Origin of the sequence: Azospirillum ramasamyi, from assembly GCF_003233655.1 — a bacterium.
GTDB classification, from domain to species: Bacteria; Pseudomonadota; Alphaproteobacteria; order Azospirillales; family Azospirillaceae; genus Azospirillum; species Azospirillum ramasamyi.
Genome location: NZ_CP029830.1, coordinates 235,818 through 254,663 on the forward strand (window position 1 = coordinate 235,818; position 18,846 = coordinate 254,663).

Sequence of the window (18,846 nt, forward strand, 5' to 3'; positions counted from 1 at the left end):
GGCGCTGTGAACTCCCTTTCAGGCGCCAGTTTGGCAGCGTCCGGCTTCAGAAAGGGTTAATTCAGGCCACCGATTGGTCTTCCAGCCTCTGTTCGCCGTCCGCCGGCCGGCCGGCCGGCCGTTCCGACAGGATGGCGGCGATGGCGTCCCGCAGATCGTCCGGCGTCACCGGCTTGTGCAGCAGGCGGCAGCCGGTCGCCACCGCGTCGCGGATGCGCTCCGGCGCGGTATCGCCGGTCAGGATGAGGCCCGGCACGGCACGGCCCAGCCGCTCGCCGATCTTCGTCACCGTCTGGACGCCGGTATAACGGCCGGGAAGGCGGAAGTCGCTGACGACCATGTCCGGATCGGGCGCCTGCCCGGCGCTTCCCGCGAACAGGGCGAGCGCCGACTCGCCGTCGACCGCGTCGATCACGCGGTGCCCCCAGCTTTCCAGCAGCAGGCGCACGGCGTCGCGCTGGACCGGGTCGTCCTCCACCACCAGGATCAGCCGGTCGCCGGTTTCGGCCGGGGCGGCGTCCTGCACCGTCACCGGCGCCTGCAGCCGCTCGGTTCCCACCACCGGCACATTGACGGCGAAGACCGAACCGCGCCCGGGAAGCGACCGCACCTCCAGCGCATGACCCAGCAGCGCCGCCTTGCGCCGCACCTTGGCGAGGCCGAGCCCCAGCCCCTGCCGGCGGTCGCGCTCGGGATTGCCGAGCTGCACGAAGTCCTCGAAGATGTTGTCCAGCTGTTCGGGCGGAATGCCGGCACCGGTGTCCCACACCTCGATGCGCAGCCAGCGCCCCCGGTGCCGGCAACCGATGGTGACGCGTCCGGCCTCGGTGAAGCGGATGGCGTTGCGCACCAGATCGCCCAGCATGCGGGTCAGCAGCGTCCGGTCGGTGCGGATCACCATCCGGGCCGGCATCGCGCGCAGTTCCAGCCCCTTTTCCTCCGCCATCCCGCGGAACTCGTTCACCAGATCCTCGAGCACGGCGGACACCGGCACGTCGGCCAGCTGCGGCCGCACCACGCCGGCATCCAGCGTCGCCACCTCCAGCAGGGCATGCAGCAGCTTCTCGCCGGCATCCAGCGCCTCGCCCATCTTCTCGGCGATTCCGCGGTCGCGGGGGTCGGCCAGGCGTTCCATCAGAATGTGATGAAACAGCCGCAATGCCTGGAAAGGCTGGCGCAAATCATGGTTGGCAGCGGACAGGAAGCGGCCCTTGGCCTGGTTCGCCCGCTCCTTCTCCTCCAGCGCCCGGCTCAACTTCAGATTGGCGGAGCTGAGGGCGGCCGTGCGCTCCTCCACGCGCTGTTCGAGCTGGGCATTCGCCAGTTCAAGCTGGGCGTTGGCGTTCGTCAGCGCGTCGCGGGCGGCGGCCTCGCGCCGCAGACTGGCCATTCCCAACAGGGACAGCGCGGCGAGCGCCGCGATACCGGCGGCGACCACGACCAGACCGCGCTCCATCCGGGTATACCACGGCGCCAGCACGGCAGACTGCGATATCGCCACCGCCGACAGGACCGGCAGGCGCGTCATCCGCTTCAAACCGAGGATCGACCGCTCTCCACCGACCGTCCACTCCGCCTCCACCTGCTCCGCACCCGGCTCCAGCCGGGGTAATATGCCGAGCGATCCGGCGGCATCCCCGGCGAGCCGCACACCATCCGGCCGGTACAACCCGACATGGCGCTGAGGATCGTCGGCGAAGGCGTTCAACAGGGACGTCAGGGCCGATACCGGCACCGCGACCAGCAGCGCGCCCTCGAGAGCGCCCGTCACGCCGTGGATGCGGCGGACAAGGAGAATGGAGGGCTGGCCGGCCATGTGACCGGCAGCCGCCTGGATCGCATGTTCGTCATCCGGCGGCAGGGGACGGAGCAGCAGGGACAGGCCGTCGGCTGTCTCGGGCTCGGCAAAGGCGACGGAGGGGCCGAACCGCACCGATCCGTCGGCGGCGATCAGGGTCATGCGGCCGAAACGTTCCACCGCCATCGCTTCGGTAAGGCTGCGCTCGGCCCAGGCCCCGATGCCGCGACCATCCATGCGGCCGGCGACGCGCTCCAGCAGATTGACGCTCGATTCCAGCACGCCGCGCGCATGGCTGTCGAACAGGACCGCGGTCCGCCGCGCATGCTCTTCGGCGCGTTCCAGCGTATCCCGGTAATCGAGCACCGTCACGGCCGCCCAGGAAGCGGTCCCGAGAAGCGCCAGCGTCGTGCACAGGACGGTCAGCAGCGCACGGGGCGAAGAGGCTATCCCGCGCAGAAGCTTGGAAGTGGGCGACCGGCTGTCGGCGGCTCCCTCGGGAGATGGCATGCGGAACTCGGACATTTTATGCGATGACCCGGCCGGGTCAGGCCGGCGCCGGCAGGACCGGCGGAACCTGCCGGCGCCCCACCGACGGCAGCGGCTTCGGATGCATAGGGATCATCAGAGAACGGTCCTCGACAATGGTGTAGGCAGGCTGCCATCCGACTGGAACGGGCAATCAAACGTCCAGCTGAAGAAAGCCAATCCCGACAAGGTGAGGCTTACGATTTCCCAAATGCTCGGCCATCAAACCGGTGGAGCATCACCCAATGGATGAGTTCTTTCGGAACAATAGCTTAGCTCAACCGGACGAGGGAACAATATCACAGGAGGAAATGCAGCGCGATCCGCCTTGGCGACTATGACCATCCTCATAACCCGCACATCCATTGGGTGAATGTGCGGTCGGTCCGGCCTTGTCTTTGCGGAAGGCCCGGAAGGTTCGTCAGGGGATGGCACAAAAAAGGCCGCACGCGCTGGATGCGCGGCGGCTTCCCACAGGAGCGGGCGATGTGCGGCGGGGAGGACGCGAACCGGAACGATCACGGTTCGGTACGAATTCGGGACGGCTGCGGATCAGGGCGGCGGCGCGCTGGTTGCGGTTTCGCCGCGCACGATCAGGATCAGTCCGTCATCGGCCGTTTCAAGCTCCTTCCCGGCATCGCGGGGAATGGGAACCTTCTGGCGGCGGCAGAACAGCAGAAGCAGCGCCAGCGTCTTGCTGGGCGTGAAGACGACCTCCCGCGACCTGGAGGCGCCGCTCTGCTGGATTTGCACCGACAGTCCGCCGTCGGGCTTGGGCACCACCGAGGTGACGACGCCCAGCGGCAGGTCCGTCTGGTTGGGAGCCTTCTGATACCAGGCGATGGCTTTCTTCAGGGCGGAATTTGTGAAGAACAGTTCACGAGTCTCGACGATCATTCCATCCCTGACCAAACACTCAGGCCCGGCCGCCCTCCAGTCCCGGATTGAGCCGGAACGTGATCGCGCGCCCCAATTTGGATTCCCGCAGAAGGATCTGCTTGGTTTCCAGCAGCTTGATGGCCCGGTTCACATTGGGCCGCTGCATGCCCAGCGCATCAGCCAGTTCGGACTGCAGCACCGGAACGGAGCGATCGAAGTGGAGCCTCCGGCTCAGATAAGTGAACACACGAAGCGCCTCCAGAGTGATCTCTCGGTCGGTCGACACAGCTCTGGAGATGACGTCATGATGATGCAGCATCGTGGCCTCGGTACGCAAGGTTGTCAGGTTGCCGGTGCGATAATCGGAAAGCGTGGGTGTGGCCCGCAGGCCCTCTGCACGGCGCGAGGAGTGCTGCGTTCCGGCATCCGGTTCCGCCATCGTCCCTTTTCCTTCCGCAGGGGGCCGGCCGGGCCGGCAATTTCGACAGCACGGACGCTACCGCACGATTGTTGTCTGCATATGTCGCCATGATTTCGCGGCTGACATAATTGGTGTCTCCGGGAGCAATCATGAAATCGGACTGAAACGGACCGCGTTCCGGATCTCCGTACCTAAATCCCTGGGGCCAAATCCCTGGGGCCAAACCCCTGCCGCCAAATCCTGCGGCCACGCCGCTGCGGCGTTCCGCCGCGGGAACCGGAGGGGAACCGTCAGATTGCGGGGCTGTTTTCAAACCGGATGCGTCCGGCCGCGGCACGCCCCCCACATGCCTGCCGAACCCGTCTGCCGAAGCATATGCCGAAGCAAGGGAGACCCGCCATGCACCGACTGATCCTGCTGCGCCATGGCCAGAGCGTCTGGAATGCGGAAGACCGCTTCACCGGATGGACCGACGTCGGGCTGACCGACCGCGGCATCGCCGAGACCCATCAGGCGGCCGAGCTGCTGAAGGCCGCCGGCATCGAGGCCGACATCGCCTTCTCCTCGGTGCTGAGCCGCGCCATCGAGACGCTGCACCTCGTCCTGCGCGACATGGATCTGCTGTGGCTGCCCGTGCACAAGCACTGGCGCCTGAACGAACGGCATTACGGCGCGTTGCAGGGATTGAACAAGACGGAGACGGCGGAACGCCACGGGGCGGAGCAGGTGTTCCTGTGGCGGCGCAGCTGGGACGTCCCGCCGCCGCCGATCGAGCCGGACGATCCGCGCTCCGCCGTCACCGACCGCCGCTATGCCGGACTGGCCCGGTCGAACCTCCCGCGCGGCGAAAGCCTGAAGGACACCACCGCCCGCGTGGTGCCGTTCTGGACCGAGGCGATCAGCCCCGCGTTGCGGCTGGGCGCCCGCGTCCTGGTTTCGGCGCACGGCAACAGCCTGCGCGGGCTGGTCAAGCATCTGGACAATGTCGCCGACCAGGACATCCCGCTGTTCGAGATCCCCACCAGCCGCCCCCTGGTCTACGAGCTGGGCGCCGACCTGACGCCGCTGCGCCGCTACTTCCTGGGCGAGAACGGGACGGTGGAGGAGATCACCTGGCCGAACCGGGACGGAGCCGGCAGGGACAGCAGCGCGGTGGCTTGAGCCGACGATTTAAGGCGTTGCGCCGCGCCGCCTCGGGCCGCCGCGGCCGGTGCGGGGAGCGCCCCGCCCGGCATCACGGCCCGCATCGCGGCCGGCGTCCTTCCCGACCGGATGGTGGAAATGGTGCTGGTGGCCGGGGGGCTTCTCACCGTTGCCACGCTCCGGTCCGCCGCGACGGCCGCCGCGGCGTTCCTCGACGCGGCTGGTGTAGCAGTTGTCGCAGACGCGGAAGCGGTGGTTGGCCTTCAGCCTTGTGCCGCAGACCGGACAGGCGCGGGCGAGCGAGCGCTCGGCGAGCGTGCGCTCGATGAAGGCGTTCAGATGCGCCCGGCGCTCCTGGCACAAATCCATCTCGGGATAGGCGTCGGGGAAGCGGTAGGCCAGCCACGCGTAGGCGGTCAGCTCCTTCACCGCGCGCTCGGCCTTCTCCAGCTCCACGTCGGTGCCGACGCTGTGGCGGAACCGCTCGGCCGCGTCGGGGGCGGCGTTGGGAATTCCCTTGCCTTGGTTGGTCGCCCAGCCGCCCAGAAGGCGCAGGTTGTTCTGGTCGCGGGTGTCGATGGGGCAGCGGGCCAGCATGTCGCGGACCGCCAGCGGCAGCCTGGCTCGGTCCACGGCGGCGGCGGCCTGGATACGCTGCTCCAGGTCGGTCATGCGGAAGGTCTGGTTGGCGCGCAGCAGTTCCTGCCCCGCCGTGCGCAGCACCTTGGCGAGGCTGTCGGTGTCAAGCTCCCGCGCGATGGCCTCGACATGGCTGAGGTTGGGCGAAATCCACGAGCGCGGGTCTTCCGGCGGCACCGGCGGCGAGGTCAGCGCCCGGCGCACCGGGTTGATGTTCTCGCCGTCCAGCACGGCGACGCGGCCTTCCTCATGCATGCCGAACCGGCCGGCGCGCCCGCCGATCTGGCGGATCTCCGACGCGGTCAGCTCGCGCTCCTCCCGCCCGTCATATTTGCGGGTGGTGGACAGCACGACGCGGGCGACCGGCAGGTTCAACCCCATGCCGATGGCGTCGGTCGCCACCAGAACGTCGGCCGTGCCCTCGCGGAACCGGCGCGCCTCGGCCCGACGGACCTCCGGCGACAGGGCGCCGTAGATCACCGCGACATTGTGGTTGCGGCCCAGCAGGTCGTGACGGAGCGCCATGACGTCCTTGCGCGAGAAGGCGATCAGCGCGTCGCCCGGCTTCACCTCCGTCAGCTTGACCCGTTCCTCCTGGACGCGCAGCGGCGACTTGCGGGTGAACTCGACGACCTCCAGCTCCTCGCCCATCGCGTCGGCCAGACGCTTGACGTAGGGGATGGCGTCGGCGGAGCCGGTCATCAGGATCTCGGGAGCGGCAACGCCGGCCACCGCCTGGGTCCAGGCCCAGCCGCGGTCGGGATCGCCGATCATCTGGATCTCGTCGATGACGCAGGCGCCCCAGACCTTGGACGTGTTCACCATCTCGATGGTGGAGGAGGTGAAGGCCGCCCCCGGACGCACGTCGCGCTCCTCGCCGGTCACGAGGCTGCAGGGCCGGCCGCGCGTCTCCAGCGCCTCCTGCCCTTCCAGCGCCAGCAGGCGGAGCGGAGCGAGGTAGCAGCCGCTCTCCGCCTCGGCCAGCCGGTCCATCGCCGCATGGGTCTTGCCCGAATTGGTCGGCCCGACATACAGCCGCAGCTTGCGGATCATCGCGCGGGCGGTGGCGAAGCTGTCGAGATAGACGCCCATGCCGGACGCATTCTCCAGCCGCTCCCGCCGCACCTTCAGGCCGGCGCGGGCGGCGGCGGTCGAGAACGCCTCCTCCATCGCGTCGAGCAGGGTCTGCAGGCGCGGGATCCGGCCGCCGAAGCCGACGACGCGGCCCAGCTCGTCGGCGAAGCCCTTCGGCCGCCAGGATTCGCCGAAGCCGGACGCCCGCTGTTCCATCGACGCGAACCAGCCGTCGACGCGGTCCTTCGCCTTGGCGATGGCGGGCGAGGACAGGCAGGCGCCCTTCACCCGCTTGCCCAGCGCCTTGGCCTGCGGCCGGCCGAACCCCTCGTCGGTGGTCAGCAGGCCCCACAGGTCGGCCTCGATGTCCGGCAGGGGGCCGAGCGCCACCTTGAAGCGCAGCTTCAGCTTCCGGTCGGTGCCGGGAATTTGGACGACGTGGTTGACCGCGACCGACCAGCGCGCCGGGGTGCTGTCCGCATCCACCTCGATCCCGTCGCCGCGCACCACGGCGGCCACCGCCCGCAGGGCGTCGCGGCGGTCGAATTCATCGGCAGTGCCGGGAGTACGGCCCGAACGGGCCTTGTCGGAAGTGTCGTCGGTCATGATCGTCTTTTCTTGGAATTGCCCCGGTCATGCAAGCGCTTCGGCCGAGCGGATCGGCCCGGCGGCCAGTCCGGCAGGGTCTACGCCACTGTCCTCGGACAACAGCCATAGAGCGCCAGGGTCTCTCTTTATGGCCGGGATCACTCTTTATGGGTCTGACCGGCCGATTCGGCAAGCCGATTTCCCCCGAAGGGAGCAAGCCCGGGCTAATTCGAATCCGTCGCCGTTTCGCCGATCTCGCCCGTGCGAAAAGGGGGGAGCACCGGCCACATAGAGCCACGCAGGTTTGATGGTCCGCCCCCAACGGGTTAGCCGCCGCTTCCCGGCAAAGGGGCCTAACCGAACCGGCCGCCGGATCGGCAACGGGCTCCGGCGACAAACGATCGACGCTTTGCTCTGACTAATTTCATTTGGGAGATGCGCATGCCGAATCCTCGTGAGGTCCTGGAACTGATCGAGCGCATGCGGTGCATTTCGAACGACGGCGAGCGCCGGGCCCTGGTCGACCGGCTGGGCGCGGTGGACCGTCCGACGGTGCTGTCCTTCCTGAACGCGCACGGGCTGAACGTCTGCATGGGGTCGGACGAGGCGTTGGCCGCCTTCGCCGCCTCGGACGTCCTGCTGCGCGACGGGATCGGGCTGCAGGCGGTCCTGCCCGTGCTGGGCATGCCGGCCGGCCTGAACATGAACGGCACCGACTTCATCCCGCTCCTGCTGAAATCGCTCCCCTCCCGCAACGTCGCGATCTACGGCACCGCCACCCCGTGGCTGGACCGCGCCCGCGCCGTTCTGGAGGCGGGCACGCCGCACCGCTACGGCGACCTGCAGCACGGCTTCCACCCGGTGGAGCATTACATCGCCCAGGCGCGGGCCACCCGCCCCGACGTGATCCTGCTCGCCATGGGCATGCCCAAGCAGGAACAGGTCGCGGCGGAGCTGAAGCGCGCGCTGGACCACCCGGTGCTGATCGTCAACGGCGGCGCCATCGTCGATTTCCTGGCGGGCCGCTTCAAGCGCGCCCCGGAAGCGGTGCAGCGTTCCGGCCTGGAATGGGCCTTCCGGCTGGCGCAGGAGCCGCGGCGCCTGTTCCGCCGCTATTGCATCGGTGCCTTCGGCTTCGCCTGGAGCACCCTTCGCCTTCGTCGTGCCGCATCCCTCCGCATCCGCGAAACGGGCGCCGCAGCGCCCGATCCAACCCGGATCCCTCCGTCACCGATCCGGCCGTCGCCCATCCAGAAGGAGCTTTGAGACGTGGAAAATCTTCCCCAGATCAATAACGGAGGCCACGGTGGCCCGCCGGCTCCGGCGTGGCCATCCCAGGTCGGCCACCACATGCCGCGCGAGTTCGACGGCCCGGCTCCGGCGATGGGCCCCGACTTCCGGTTCATCCTGCGGGTGCTGGCGGCGCACAGAACGCTGATCGTCGTCATCGTGCTGGCGCTGACGGCCCTGTCGGCCTTCGCCGTCTCGCGGATGAAGGACAATTACACCTCCGAAGCCCTTCTGCTGGTCGACAACCGCCAGGTCCGCGTCGTCCGGGCGGAAGACCAGGCGCTGAACGCCATCACGCCGGAAGACGGCGCGATCCTCAGCGAGATCGAAATCCTGAAGTCCACCGCCGTCCTCAGCCAGGCCGTCGCCGACCTGAAGCTGGCGACCAACCCGGAGTTCAACCCGCCGGTCCAGGCCGACGAGACGAAGCCCTTCGTCGAGCGCGCCACCGCCTGGACGCGTGAGCAGGCCCATTCCGTGTTCGGTCCCGAACTGCCGGGCGTCGTTCAGGCTGTGCTGGCCCACGGCGACGACATGACCAAGGACACCCAGCTGCGCGAGACGCGGGCCGCCGACAGCATCGACGGCGTCCTCGACCGTGTCCGCCGCAACCTGGAAGTCGGCGTCGTCGGCCGGTCGCGCGTGATCCAGGTCCGCTACACCGCCCGCGATCCTGAGATCGCCCAGAAGGTGGTGGACACCGTCGTCCGCCGCTACATGGAAACCCGCCAGCAGATGGACCGCGACCTGTCCACCAGCGCCATCGCCTGGCTGGAAGACCGCATCGCCACCCTGCGCCGGGAAGTGGCCGAGGCCGACACCAAGGTCGACGCCGTCCGCTTCAAGGCCGGTCTGGTCAAGAACGGCAACAACGGCCTGATGGCCACCACCGAACTGGAACAGGCCCGCCTGCGCCTTGCCGAGGCCACGGCCATCCGCGCCCGCGCCGTCGCCCAGGCCCAGACGCTGGAACGCAGCGTCGGCAACGGCGGCAGCCTCGCCTCCCCGGTCGTCGCCCAGCTGCGCGCCACCGTCGCCTCCATCTCCACCGAGCTGGCCCAGCTGTCGCGCCAGTACGGTCCGAAGCACCCGCGCATCCTGGACCTGCAGGCCCGCCTGAACGAGGCCAACTCCTCGCTGCAGCAGGAGGTCCGCCACGAGATCGCCGGCGTCCGCGAGGCGGCCAACGTCGCCATCGAGCAGGAAAACGCCCTGAAGGCGATGATCGCCCGGCTGGAATCCGGCTATCAGACCATGGCCGAGGAAGCGGTGCCGCTGCGCACGCTGGAGGCCGAGGCCCAGGCCAAGCGCCAGCTGCTGGACAGCCTGCTCGGCCGTCTGGAAGAGGTGCAGGCCCAGCAGGACAACCGCGCCTTCCCGACCGCCGTCAAGCTGGTGTCGGCGCCGCAGGTCCCGCATGAGCCGTCGGGTCCGTTCCGCATGCTTCTGCTGCTGGCCGGCTTCGTCGCCTCGCTCGCCGTCGCCATCTTCATCGTCTTCGGCATCGAGCTGTTCCAGCGCCGCATCCGTACCCCGGACGCCGTCCGCCGCATCCTGGGCGTCGGCACGGTCCACATCGTCCCGCACCACTCCACCCGCGGCACCCGCGGCCGGCTGGACCGGATCTTCCAGAACCATCCCTTCTCGCTGTTCTCGGAATCGATGCGCGCCCTGTTCCGCAACCACCTGTCGGATCTGGGTCCGGTCGGCTCCATCGCCGTCACCTCGGCCCGCCCGCAGGACGGCAAGACCTCGATGAGCCTCGCCGTCGCCCAGGTCGCCGCCCAGGCCGGCCGCCGGGTGGTGGTGGTCGACACCGACTTCCGCCGTTCGCGCATCGACGGCCTGTTCAACCTGTCGGCCAAGAAGGGCCTGTCGGACTGGATCGCCGGCACCGCCACCCTGGACGAGATCGTGCACAGCAGCGACGATGCGCCCTATGCCATGATCCCGGCCGGCCGCCTGATGCCGGAGACGCTGGACCGCTTCAACGTCGACGGCCTGATCCACCTGATGGCCGGCCTGTCGCCGCACTTCGACCTGGTGGTGTTCGACACCGCCCCGGCGCTGGCCGTGTCGGATGCCCGCATCGTCTGCGGCGCCGCCTCCAAGGTGCTGTTCGTCAGCCGCTGGGGCCACACCACGGCCAGCGACCTGCAGGCGGTCGCCGACCTGGGTCCGATCGACCACAGCAAGTTCGTCGCGGTCATGACCGACGTGAACCTGAAGAAGGCGGCCTCCCGCGGCTACCAGGGCCCCTACAACAGCTACATGGCGACCCGGAAGTACTATGGCGACACCACCCTGCGGACCGCTCCGTAAGCGGCGCGCAGTTCTGGTGACCTGAAGCTCCTTCGACCCCGAGGCCCTTCCCCTGCGGACGCTGCGGCGCCCATAGGGAGGGGCCTCTTCATTACCGGCTACCGCGACCAGAGGAGAAGCCCCTCCCCATGATCACGCTTCCGAAGCCCGGCCTTCCCCGATGGCGCCCCACCCGGCGCGAGATGCTGTGGACCGCCGCCGCCGGCGCCGTGCTGGCCAGCTGCCGCGGCGCCACCGGCCCGGCCCCCGCCGAGGCCGCCTCGTCCCATGCCGCCGGTGCTGCGGAGCCGGCGGTGACGCTGCGCGACGCCTGCCGGGCGCTGGGCATCCGCCACGGCGCGGCGCGCGACCATTACATCGACCCGGAAGACCCGATGCTGGACCGGCTGATGGCGCGGGAATGCGATGTCGTCACCCCGGAAAACGGCGGGAAGTGGGGAGTCTTCCAGAACACCGAGGGCAATTACGACTGGCGCCGCTTCGATGCCGCGGTGGAGCTGGCGCGTTCCATAGGCGCCACGCCGAACTGGCACACGATCATCTGGCAGCATATGGGCATGCCGCCCTACATGAAGCTTCCGGCATCCCGGCAGGCGGAGCTGGGCATTTCGGAAAGCGCCTATTTCTCGCCCGAAGGCACGCTCAGCGCCGAGAATGTCTGGCCGCGCTTCACCGGCGTGGTGGAGGCGGTGCGCCAGCGCTACGGCGACATCTTCTACCGCATCGACGTCGCCAACGAGGTCTTCTTCTGGGAGACGGCGGAAAGCCACCCGCGCCAGCAGGACCGCTACGGATTCCGCCGCGGCATGTGGTGGGTGGCGGCCGGCGGCGAGGAAAAGGGGCCGGAATGGCTCGACCCCTTCTTCCACCATACGCACAAGGTCTTCCCCAAGGCGAAGCTGGTTCTGAACGAGTTCGGCATCGAGATCGACGAGGGATGGCAGCAGCGCAAGCGCGCCTATCTGCTGGACTGGCTGACCGGGGCGGTGAAGCGCGGCGTGCCGATCCACGGCATCGGGCTGCAGAGCCACCTGATCGGCGGCAAGCCCTATGACAGCGCCGGCATGCGCAAATTCCTGCGCGCGGTCGACAAGCTGGGCCTGTCCGTCCATCTGACGGAGATGGACGTCGACGAGACGCGCCTGCCCCGCTCCTGGTCGCGGGCGGAGAAGGACCGGGCGATGGCCCTGCTGGCCCGCAACTATCTGGCCGACGTGCTGGACAATTCCCGGCTGGAGGAACTGTGCTGGTGGCACCTGCGCTCCGACCTGAATTTCATCGCCCGGCAGCATGCGGATCTGAAGCCCCACCCCTCCCCCTACGATGCGAATTCCAGGCCGTTGGCGCTCTATGCGGCGGTGGTGGACACGCTGCAGGACAAGGCGCGGACCGGCAAGGCGCGGTCAGGCTGAACAGGGCCGGGGCAACTGAGTCCCGTCCCATAGCGCACCCGCTTCTCTCCTTGTGGGAGACGGGCTTAAAAACCGGGAGGCGGGAAATCCGGGGCCGCCCCCGCCCTGAAACGGCGCATGTAGCTGCAGTGGTACGCCCTTCTCGGATTCCACCCCCTCCGATAGGCCCGCAACCCTGTCCCTTCGCGTGCGAGCGTCCGCTTGCGCTCCCGTTTAGAGTCCCTCAAAGCGTCCGGCACCCCCAGAAGGAGAGGTCGATCGTGCAGAACACAGCCGACACATTGCCGATGGATCGCCTGCCCGCCGATCAAGCGGGCGGAGACGCCCTCGTCGAGCGCTACCGGCGGAAGTTCCACCTCTCGCCGACCTATCCGCTGACGGCGGAGATGGTTCACCGGCACTGGGATCTGGAACGGCGCCTTGCCCGCGAGTTGCTGGCGACCAAGCCCGAGGAGCGCTGGGACGCCTTCGAGCAGGCCTACACCACGCTGTACAGCGGCTGCCCCTGGCTGAACGAGGCGGAGGACGACGCCAACACGCGCGACGACGACCTGGACTTCCGCCACTTCCTGACCCTGCTGGGCGGGCCGCAGGACGTCTACGAAGTCGGGTCGGGCAAGGCGCGGCTGCTGCGCTATCTCGCCCGCCACGGCTATCGCTGCGTGGCGACCGAGGTGACGCGCGAACGCGGCGCCAACTGGATCGAACAGGACACCAACATCACCTGGAAGAACAGCGACGGCGTGCATCTGGCTCAGTTCGAGCCGGCCGACCGCTATGACAGCGTGATCTCCACCCATGTGGTCGAGCACATGCATCCCGACGACGTCGTCACCCACATGACGAATGTCCGAACCATCCTGAAGCCGGGCGGAAAATACATCCTGAGCATGCCGCACAAGTACGCCGGCCCGGCCGACCTGTCGGAGGTGTTCGGCCTTGACGAGCCGGTCTGCATGCATCTGCGAGAATACCGCTGGGGCGAGACGGCGGCGATGCTGCGGCAGGCCGGCTTCGACCGCATCGAGGCGGTCTATGTGGTGCCGATGGCGGTACGCCGCCGGCTGAACCTGCATTTCGCGAGCCGCGCCTATTTCGGCTATGTGCGCATGGTTGAGGCATTTTTGGGACGGCTGCCATTAACCCTAAATCGCAAGCTCGGAAGGGTTGGTCAGCTCTTTATGTTCCGGCCCGAGGTGTTCGTGGTAGCCCACAAACCCAAGTAATCCTTTTTCGCACACCCCTAAATCGCTGAAAAAACAAGTTACTAGGGACACGAACTACCCCTTTGTTGCAGCAATGCATCGACAAAGGGGTTTTTCGTGTCCCTTTCTTTTCACAGGTGGCGGTGGCATTCGAGACGCATTTCCCTAAAATTTGAAATAGCTCATTAACCTTTTCCGGCCAGTCTGGGCTCCAGCGAAAACACGGAAAAGAGGATTACTCCCAATGGCAACGAACCCCGTCGATATGACCTTCGTCGTCAACGCCTCGGGTGTGGCTGCCGGAGGAGTCTGGCCGCACTTCAAGTTTCTCGTCGACGGCGTCGCCGTCGGCCAGGCGACGGTCAATTCCACCAGCGCTGGCAAGTACAGCTTCACCACCAAGGTGGCGCCGGACGCCGCGCACAAGGTTCAGGTGGTGTATGACAACGACTGGCTGCCCACCGACAAGGCCGGCATGTACCGCGACCTGATCGTCAGGTCGATCGAAGTCAACGGCAAGACCATCGCTTCCAACAGCTCGACGGTCTCCTACATTGCCGACGGCCAGGGTACTCTGGCCGGCCGCGAACTCATGTCCTGGAGCGGCTCGCTCGACTTCAACATGTCCAAGGACGTGTTCGCCGGCGCCGGCGGGACCCCGACCATCCCGACCCCCCCGACCACCAGCGTCACGCCGATCGTCGTGAACGCCTACGGCACCGCGGCCGGCGGCGTGAACGCCCATTTCAAGGTGATGGTCGACGGCCAGGTGATCGGTGAAGCCACCGCCGGCACCGCCGCGAAGGACTTCACCTTCAACGCCAACGTCAGCGCCGACATGGCCCACAAGGTCCAGATCCAGTACGTCAACGATGCGGTGGTCAACGGCGCCGACCGCAACCTGTACGTCAACAAGATCACCATCGGCGGCCACGCCGTCGCCCCGACCGACAAGATCGTGACGATCGACAAGGGTCCGCTGGACGGCAAGGATGTCATCGCCGGCCAGAAGGGGATGTGGTGGAACAGCACCATGGAGGTGCAGGCCGACAAGTCCTGGTTCGCCGGGGCCACCACGCCGACCAACCCCACCAACCCCACCAACCCGTCGCAGCCGAGCCTGTCGGTCAGCAACGTGACGGTCACCGAGCCGACCGGCACCAGCACCTCCGGCGGCATTGAAGGCTTCCTGAGCACCCGGGGCAACCAGATCGTCGACGAGGCCGGCAACACGGTCCGCCTCACCGGCGTCAACTGGTTCGGCGGCGAGGGCTACAACTACGTCCCCGCCGGCCTGTGGGCCGACAGCTACCAGGGCCACCTGGATAAGATGAAGTCGGTCGGCTTCAACACCATCCGCCTGACCATGTCGGACGAGATGTTCACCAGCGAGGCCGTCACCAACGGCATCAACTATGCGCTGAACCCGGATCTGGTCGGCCTGACCCGTCTGCAGGTGTATGACAAGGTCATCGATTATGCCGGCAAGCTGGGCATGAAGGTGATCCTCGACCACCACCGCAACGACGGCGGCGCCGGCACCAACGAACACGGGCTGTGGTACACCAGCCGGTTCCCGGAATCGACGGTGATCGAGAACTGGAAGATGCTGGCCCAGCGCTATGCCGGCAACGAGACCGTCATCGGCGCCGACCTGCACAATGAGCCGAGCATCACGGCCACCTGGGGCGGTCACCCCTCCACCGACTGGGCCTCGGCCGCCGAGCGCATCGGCAACGCCATCCAGTCCGTGAACAAGGATTGGCTGCTGTTCGTCGAAGGCACGGAATGGAGCAGCACGCTGGCCGGTGCGCAGTCCCGCCCGATCGTGTTCGACACCCCCAACAAGCTCGTCTACTCGCCGCACGCCTACGGCCACAGCGTCTACAACTTCAGCTGGCTGCAGGATCCGGCCTACCCGAACAACCTGCCGGCCCAGTATGACAAGATGTGGGGCTACCTCTACAAGAACCAGACCGCGCCGATCCTGCTCGGCGAATGGGGCGGCCTGTTCAACAGCACGGCCGAACAGACCTGGGCCCGGACGATGGGCAAGTACCTGAACGGCGACTGGAACCTGGACGGCAAGAGCGACATCCCCGCCGGCGACAAGGGCATGAGCTGGACCTACTGGGCCTGGACGCCGGAATCGCATGACGTGGGCGGCATCCTGATGGACGACTACAAGACCATCAACCAGTCCAAGATCAACCTGATCAAGCCGGCCATGGAAGGCGCGATCTTCGACACGCCGACCACCGTCGCGAACAGCGTCAACGCCACCTTCACGGTGAAGCTGTCGGCGGCCTCCAGCACCCCGGTCACGGTGGACTACACCACGGTGGACGGCACGGCCAAGGCCGGTTCGGACTACACCGCCACCAGCGGCAAGCTGACCTTCGCCGCCGGCGAGACCAGCAAGACCGTCTCGGTCAAGGTGCTGAGCGACAGCGTGACGGAAGGCAACGAGACCTTCAGCCTGAAGATCTCCAACGCGACCGCCGCGACCATCGCCAACGCCAACGGCACCGGCACGATCATCGACGCCGCCGCCAAGGCCGCCGCCGCCTCGCTGGGCTCGGCCGACCTGCTGGCCCACACGATGAGCGCCACCGGCAGCGCCGCCGCCGACATGCCGACGGCCTCGATCGCCAGCATCGACAGCGCGGCCAGCGACCTGTCGCACGCCGCCTACGACACCGGCTACCACGGCATGGAGTGGCATGACCCGATGGCGCACGCCGCCTAAGGGTTCATCCTTCCACACCGGCAAGGTGACGGAAAAGGGTCGGCAGCCACGCTGCCGGCCCTTTCGCCGTTGCGCCGTTCCGTGCCTTCAACCGGGAACCGGCGAAGCGGCGGATGTCGCCGCCACGACGGACGGGCCGCCGACCGGCGCCGGGTGCGGGATGTCCGGAATGGTGACCTCGGCCACCGCCTTGCCCGGATTGCCGGCGACGACGGTGCGCCGCGGCATCGGCTTGGTGACGACGGATGATGCGGCGACGATGCATTCGTCGCCGATGGGCACGCCGATCACCACCGCATGCGGTCCGACCCAGACGCCGTCGCCCAGCGACGGGTAATGGGTCACCCGCCCGCCGGGAAGCAGGTCGTCCTTCTGGCCCAGCGTGACGCCGTGGAACAGGGTGACGTTGGCGCCGATGCGGGCGTTGGCGTTCACCACCAGCCCCCAGCCGTGCAGGATGCGCAGGCCGGGCCCGACCTCGGTTTCCCAGGGCAGGTCCATGGCGGCGGAATGCTGGGTCCAGCGGTGCAGCAGCCGGCAGGCGGCCAGCAGCGGCTTGCGCAGCGGCCCGGACATCCGGTTCGCCGCCTGGCAGCTGCGCAGGGTGAAGGTCACCCGGAACATGCGGTTGCCGGCCAGCAGTTTCAGCACCGCCCCGAGGCCGGAGCCGCCGCCGTAGCGGACGGCATCCGCCGCGACGGTCTGCCGATAGGTGTAGCGGGGAGCGTCCTGCATCGCGGTGTGATCCTCCCGGGGGTCAAGCGTCGTCATGCCGTCTGCGGACGGCGAAGAAACCGGCCGGCGATGCGGAACAGCATCGCGCGGTCGCTCTTGCCGAAGCTCGGCCCGAACAGGACGACGACGGCGAACAGCATGGTCAGGCCGACCTTGGCGGCGGTGTAGGTCGGGTTCACCTCGAACCCGAACAGTGCAAACCCGGCCAGATAGGCGACGGCGCCGGGGGCCAGGATGCCCAGGATGCGGAGCACGCTCAGCGGCGGCTCCTTCGGACTGAGGCGGCGGCACAGCGTCTCGGTGGCGCCGAGCATCACCAGCTCGCGCCCCAGCACGCCGATGGCGCCGCCCATCAGGCCGAGCGGCCCCAGCGTGACCGCCATGATCAGCGTGCCGACCGCCAGCCCGCCCAGCGAGATCGCCGGCAGCACGCCCACCTTCTTGGTCTTCACCAGCCCGATCTCGGCATGCATGCGGACGCCGTGAACCACATAGGCCAGCACCAGCAGCGGCATGCAGGGCAGCACCGTCTCGTATTCGCTGGAGGCGATCAGCCACAGCACCTCCGGCGCGGTCAGCGCCATGCCCAGCGCCGCGGCCGACAGCAGGACGACGAACAGGTAGAAGACGAATTCCGACTGTTCCCGGCTGGCGGCGCCGTCGCCGGCATCATGTTGCGCCTCGATCCGGCTGACCGACCAGATCTGCAGGAAGGACGCGGTCAGGAACATGTAGAGCATGGTGGCGAGCCGCAGCCCGAAGGACAGCACGCCGACCGCCGCCACGCCCATCAGCAGGTTGACCAGATAGCGCATGGCGAACTGGTTGCCCATGTCCAGCATGGTCTGCGGCATGAAGGGCAGGCCCAGCGCCGCCACCCGTTTCAGCAGCCCGAAGGAGAAGCCCAGGCCGTTCGCCACCAGGATCGCCACGGTCAGACCGATGCCCAGCCCGACGAAGGTGATGGCATTGGCAAGGAAGATGCCGGTCACCCCGAGATCCATCCAGAGCAGGAAGCTGAGGTTGAGGCCGATCAGCCCGACCGCCTTGCCGACGGAAATCAGCAGGCAGGTGCCCGACCGTTTGTGGACCCGGTAATAGGCCAGGGCCAGTTCGAACACCGCGCTGAAGGCGATGCCGGCGAAGGCGATGGCGATGATCCGTCCCTGCTCCCGGCTGCCGAACAGCAGCTCGCTGGCGGCCCAGCCGGCCGGCAGCGCCACCGCCAGCAGGGCCAGCGTGGCGGTCCACAGCCCGATCATCGTCGTGCTGACCACGCGGGACCGCCCGCGCTCGTCCGGATGCTCGAAATAGACGACGGTGAAGGCGTTGATCATTCCGATCATCAGCATGACGGCGACGATGTCGCCCACGACGCTGATCAGGGCGTAGACGCCGAACTCCGCCGGCGAAAGGACCTTGGCATAGAGCGGCAGCAGAAGCAGTCCCGCGGCGCGGTTGACCACATTCGCCACCATGAACATCCAGCCATGCTTGATGATGGTGCCAGCTTCGAGAGCCATCCGCTTTCCTTCGCCCCCTGTTACCCACCGTCCCTTCCCGGTCCCGCCCGCCCCGCTCCCGCTCGGGATGGGGTCGCGGCGTCCGGTGCATCACGCAGGCGCATAACGGGTATGGAGCGCGGGAAAGGATCGCGCCAAATCTCGGCGGCGGTCTGGAAAGCGTCAATTCGGCCTTGAAGCGACGGCGGCACTCTTCGGTGCTAGTCACCCCGGCTCCGATCGGTGGCCCCGGCAGAGGAACAGGACCTTCCGATTAGGCTTTCCGGCGGACTGGCAAACTGCCTCCTACGCCCCTCACCACGCAAGGGAGCGTTGGAGCCTCGCCTTCGCTCGGAATTGCCGCCCGCCCTCCATCGGTAAGGCCGGGCGGATCCCCCTCCCCACAAGTTTGGCGACAACGCCATTACGCGCGGCGCGGATCAGACCGGACGAGGGAGGAGATCCCGCGCCTCTACCCATAATTCGCGGTTAGTCCAGGTGTCTACGGGGGAGCGGCACCACCTTGCCTTTACTCCGAAACGCTATCCCTGACGGGTACGG

At 67.7% G+C, this 18,846-nt stretch carries 12 protein-coding genes; 6 read left to right on the forward strand and 6 right to left on the reverse strand.

Annotated elements, in window-relative coordinates; genetic code table 11:
* Nucleotides 1-61: 61 nt before the first annotated feature.
* From DM194_RS13710 to DM194_RS13720, 3 genes are all read right to left on the reverse strand, one after another.
* Nucleotides 62-2,308 (reverse strand): hybrid sensor histidine kinase/response regulator, encoded by a 2,247-nt coding sequence (locus DM194_RS13710; protein ID WP_246024397.1) that lies wholly within the window; start codon nt 2,306-2,308, stop codon nt 62-64.
* A 570-nt stretch (nt 2,309-2,878) separates the two neighbouring features.
* A complete protein-coding gene (locus DM194_RS13715) occupies nt 2,879-3,223 on the reverse strand; it encodes a hypothetical protein (RefSeq protein WP_111068158.1) in 345 nt (114 codons plus the stop codon).
* Between the two features lie 19 nt (nt 3,224-3,242).
* A complete protein-coding gene (locus DM194_RS13720) occupies nt 3,243-3,644 on the reverse strand; it encodes a cyclic nucleotide-binding domain-containing protein (protein WP_111068159.1) in 402 nt (133 codons plus the stop codon).
* A gap of 381 nt (nt 3,645-4,025) precedes the next feature.
* Here DM194_RS13720 and gpmA point away from each other — a divergent pair, with 381 nt between their 5' ends.
* Nucleotides 4,026-4,787 carry a 2,3-diphosphoglycerate-dependent phosphoglycerate mutase gene (gene gpmA / locus DM194_RS13725; protein WP_111068160.1) on the forward strand — a complete coding sequence of 254 codons (762 nt, stop codon included), beginning with the start codon at nt 4,026-4,028 and terminating at the stop codon, nt 4,785-4,787.
* Nucleotides 4,788-4,796: 9 nt separating this feature from the next.
* Here gpmA and DM194_RS13730 read toward each other — a convergent pair whose 3' ends face one another.
* Nucleotides 4,797-7,088, reverse strand: coding sequence for a helicase-related protein (locus DM194_RS13730; RefSeq protein ID WP_111068161.1), 2,292 nt, complete (start codon nt 7,086-7,088; stop codon nt 4,797-4,799).
* A 423-nt stretch (nt 7,089-7,511) separates the two neighbouring features.
* On the opposite strand from DM194_RS13730, the gene DM194_RS13735 reads away from it, so the two are divergent.
* The 5 genes from DM194_RS13735 (at nt 7,512) to DM194_RS13755 (ending at nt 16,048) form a co-directional block, all read left to right on the forward strand.
* Nucleotides 7,512-8,336, forward strand: coding sequence for a WecB/TagA/CpsF family glycosyltransferase (locus DM194_RS13735; RefSeq protein WP_111068162.1), 825 nt, complete (start codon nt 7,512-7,514; stop codon nt 8,334-8,336).
* 84 nt (nt 8,337-8,420) lie between these two features.
* Nucleotides 8,421-10,682 carry a GumC family protein gene (locus tag DM194_RS13740; protein ID WP_111068163.1) on the forward strand — a complete coding sequence of 754 codons (2,262 nt, stop codon included), beginning with the start codon at nt 8,421-8,423 and terminating at the stop codon, nt 10,680-10,682.
* Nucleotides 10,683-10,810: 128 nt separating this feature from the next.
* The gene (locus tag DM194_RS13745; RefSeq protein WP_111068164.1) at nt 10,811-12,094 is read left to right on the forward strand and encodes an endo-1,4-beta-xylanase; all 1,284 of its coding nucleotides are present in this window, start codon (nt 10,811-10,813) and stop codon (nt 12,092-12,094) included.
* 260 nt (nt 12,095-12,354) lie between these two features.
* A complete protein-coding gene (locus DM194_RS13750) occupies nt 12,355-13,320 on the forward strand; it encodes a class I SAM-dependent methyltransferase (RefSeq protein WP_111068165.1) in 966 nt (321 codons plus the stop codon).
* Between the two features lie 223 nt (nt 13,321-13,543).
* Nucleotides 13,544-16,048 carry a cellulase family glycosylhydrolase gene (locus DM194_RS13755; RefSeq protein WP_111068166.1) on the forward strand — a complete coding sequence of 835 codons (2,505 nt, stop codon included), beginning with the start codon at nt 13,544-13,546 and terminating at the stop codon, nt 16,046-16,048.
* Between the two features lie 87 nt (nt 16,049-16,135).
* Here DM194_RS13755 and DM194_RS13760 read toward each other — a convergent pair whose 3' ends face one another.
* Together DM194_RS13760 and DM194_RS13765 are read right to left on the reverse strand one after the other, a co-directional pair.
* Nucleotides 16,136-16,783 (reverse strand): serine acetyltransferase, encoded by a 648-nt coding sequence (locus DM194_RS13760; protein WP_111068167.1) that lies wholly within the window; start codon nt 16,781-16,783, stop codon nt 16,136-16,138.
* Nucleotides 16,784-16,815: 32 nt separating this feature from the next.
* Nucleotides 16,816-18,306 (reverse strand): lipopolysaccharide biosynthesis protein, encoded by a 1,491-nt coding sequence (locus tag DM194_RS13765; protein WP_111068168.1) that lies wholly within the window; start codon nt 18,304-18,306, stop codon nt 16,816-16,818.
* Nucleotides 18,307-18,846 lie beyond the last annotated feature (540 nt).

Coding starts and splice junctions, on each gene's coding strand:
- DM194_RS13765 (WP_111068168.1), bottom strand. CDS start 18,306: ATGGCTCTCGAAGCTGGCACCATCATCAAGCATGGCTGGATGTTCATG.
- DM194_RS13720 (WP_111068159.1), bottom strand. CDS start 3,644: ATGGCGGAACCGGATGCCGGAACGCAGCACTCCTCGCGCCGTGCAGAG.
- DM194_RS13760 (WP_111068167.1), bottom strand. CDS start 16,783: ATGCAGGACGCTCCCCGCTACACCTATCGGCAGACCGTCGCGGCGGAT.
- DM194_RS13740 (WP_111068163.1), top strand. CDS start 8,421: ATGCCGCGCGAGTTCGACGGCCCGGCTCCGGCGATGGGCCCCGACTTC.
- DM194_RS13745 (WP_111068164.1), top strand. CDS start 10,811: ATGATCACGCTTCCGAAGCCCGGCCTTCCCCGATGGCGCCCCACCCGG.
- DM194_RS13715 (WP_111068158.1), bottom strand. CDS start 3,223: ATGATCGTCGAGACTCGTGAACTGTTCTTCACAAATTCCGCCCTGAAG.
- DM194_RS13735 (WP_111068162.1), top strand. CDS start 7,512: ATGCCGAATCCTCGTGAGGTCCTGGAACTGATCGAGCGCATGCGGTGC.
- gpmA (WP_111068160.1), top strand. CDS start 4,026: ATGCACCGACTGATCCTGCTGCGCCATGGCCAGAGCGTCTGGAATGCG.
- DM194_RS13755 (WP_111068166.1), top strand. CDS start 13,544: ATGGCAACGAACCCCGTCGATATGACCTTCGTCGTCAACGCCTCGGGT.
- DM194_RS13730 (WP_111068161.1), bottom strand. CDS start 7,088: ATGACCGACGACACTTCCGACAAGGCCCGTTCGGGCCGTACTCCCGGC.
- DM194_RS13710 (WP_246024397.1), bottom strand. CDS start 2,308: ATGCCATCTCCCGAGGGAGCCGCCGACAGCCGGTCGCCCACTTCCAAG.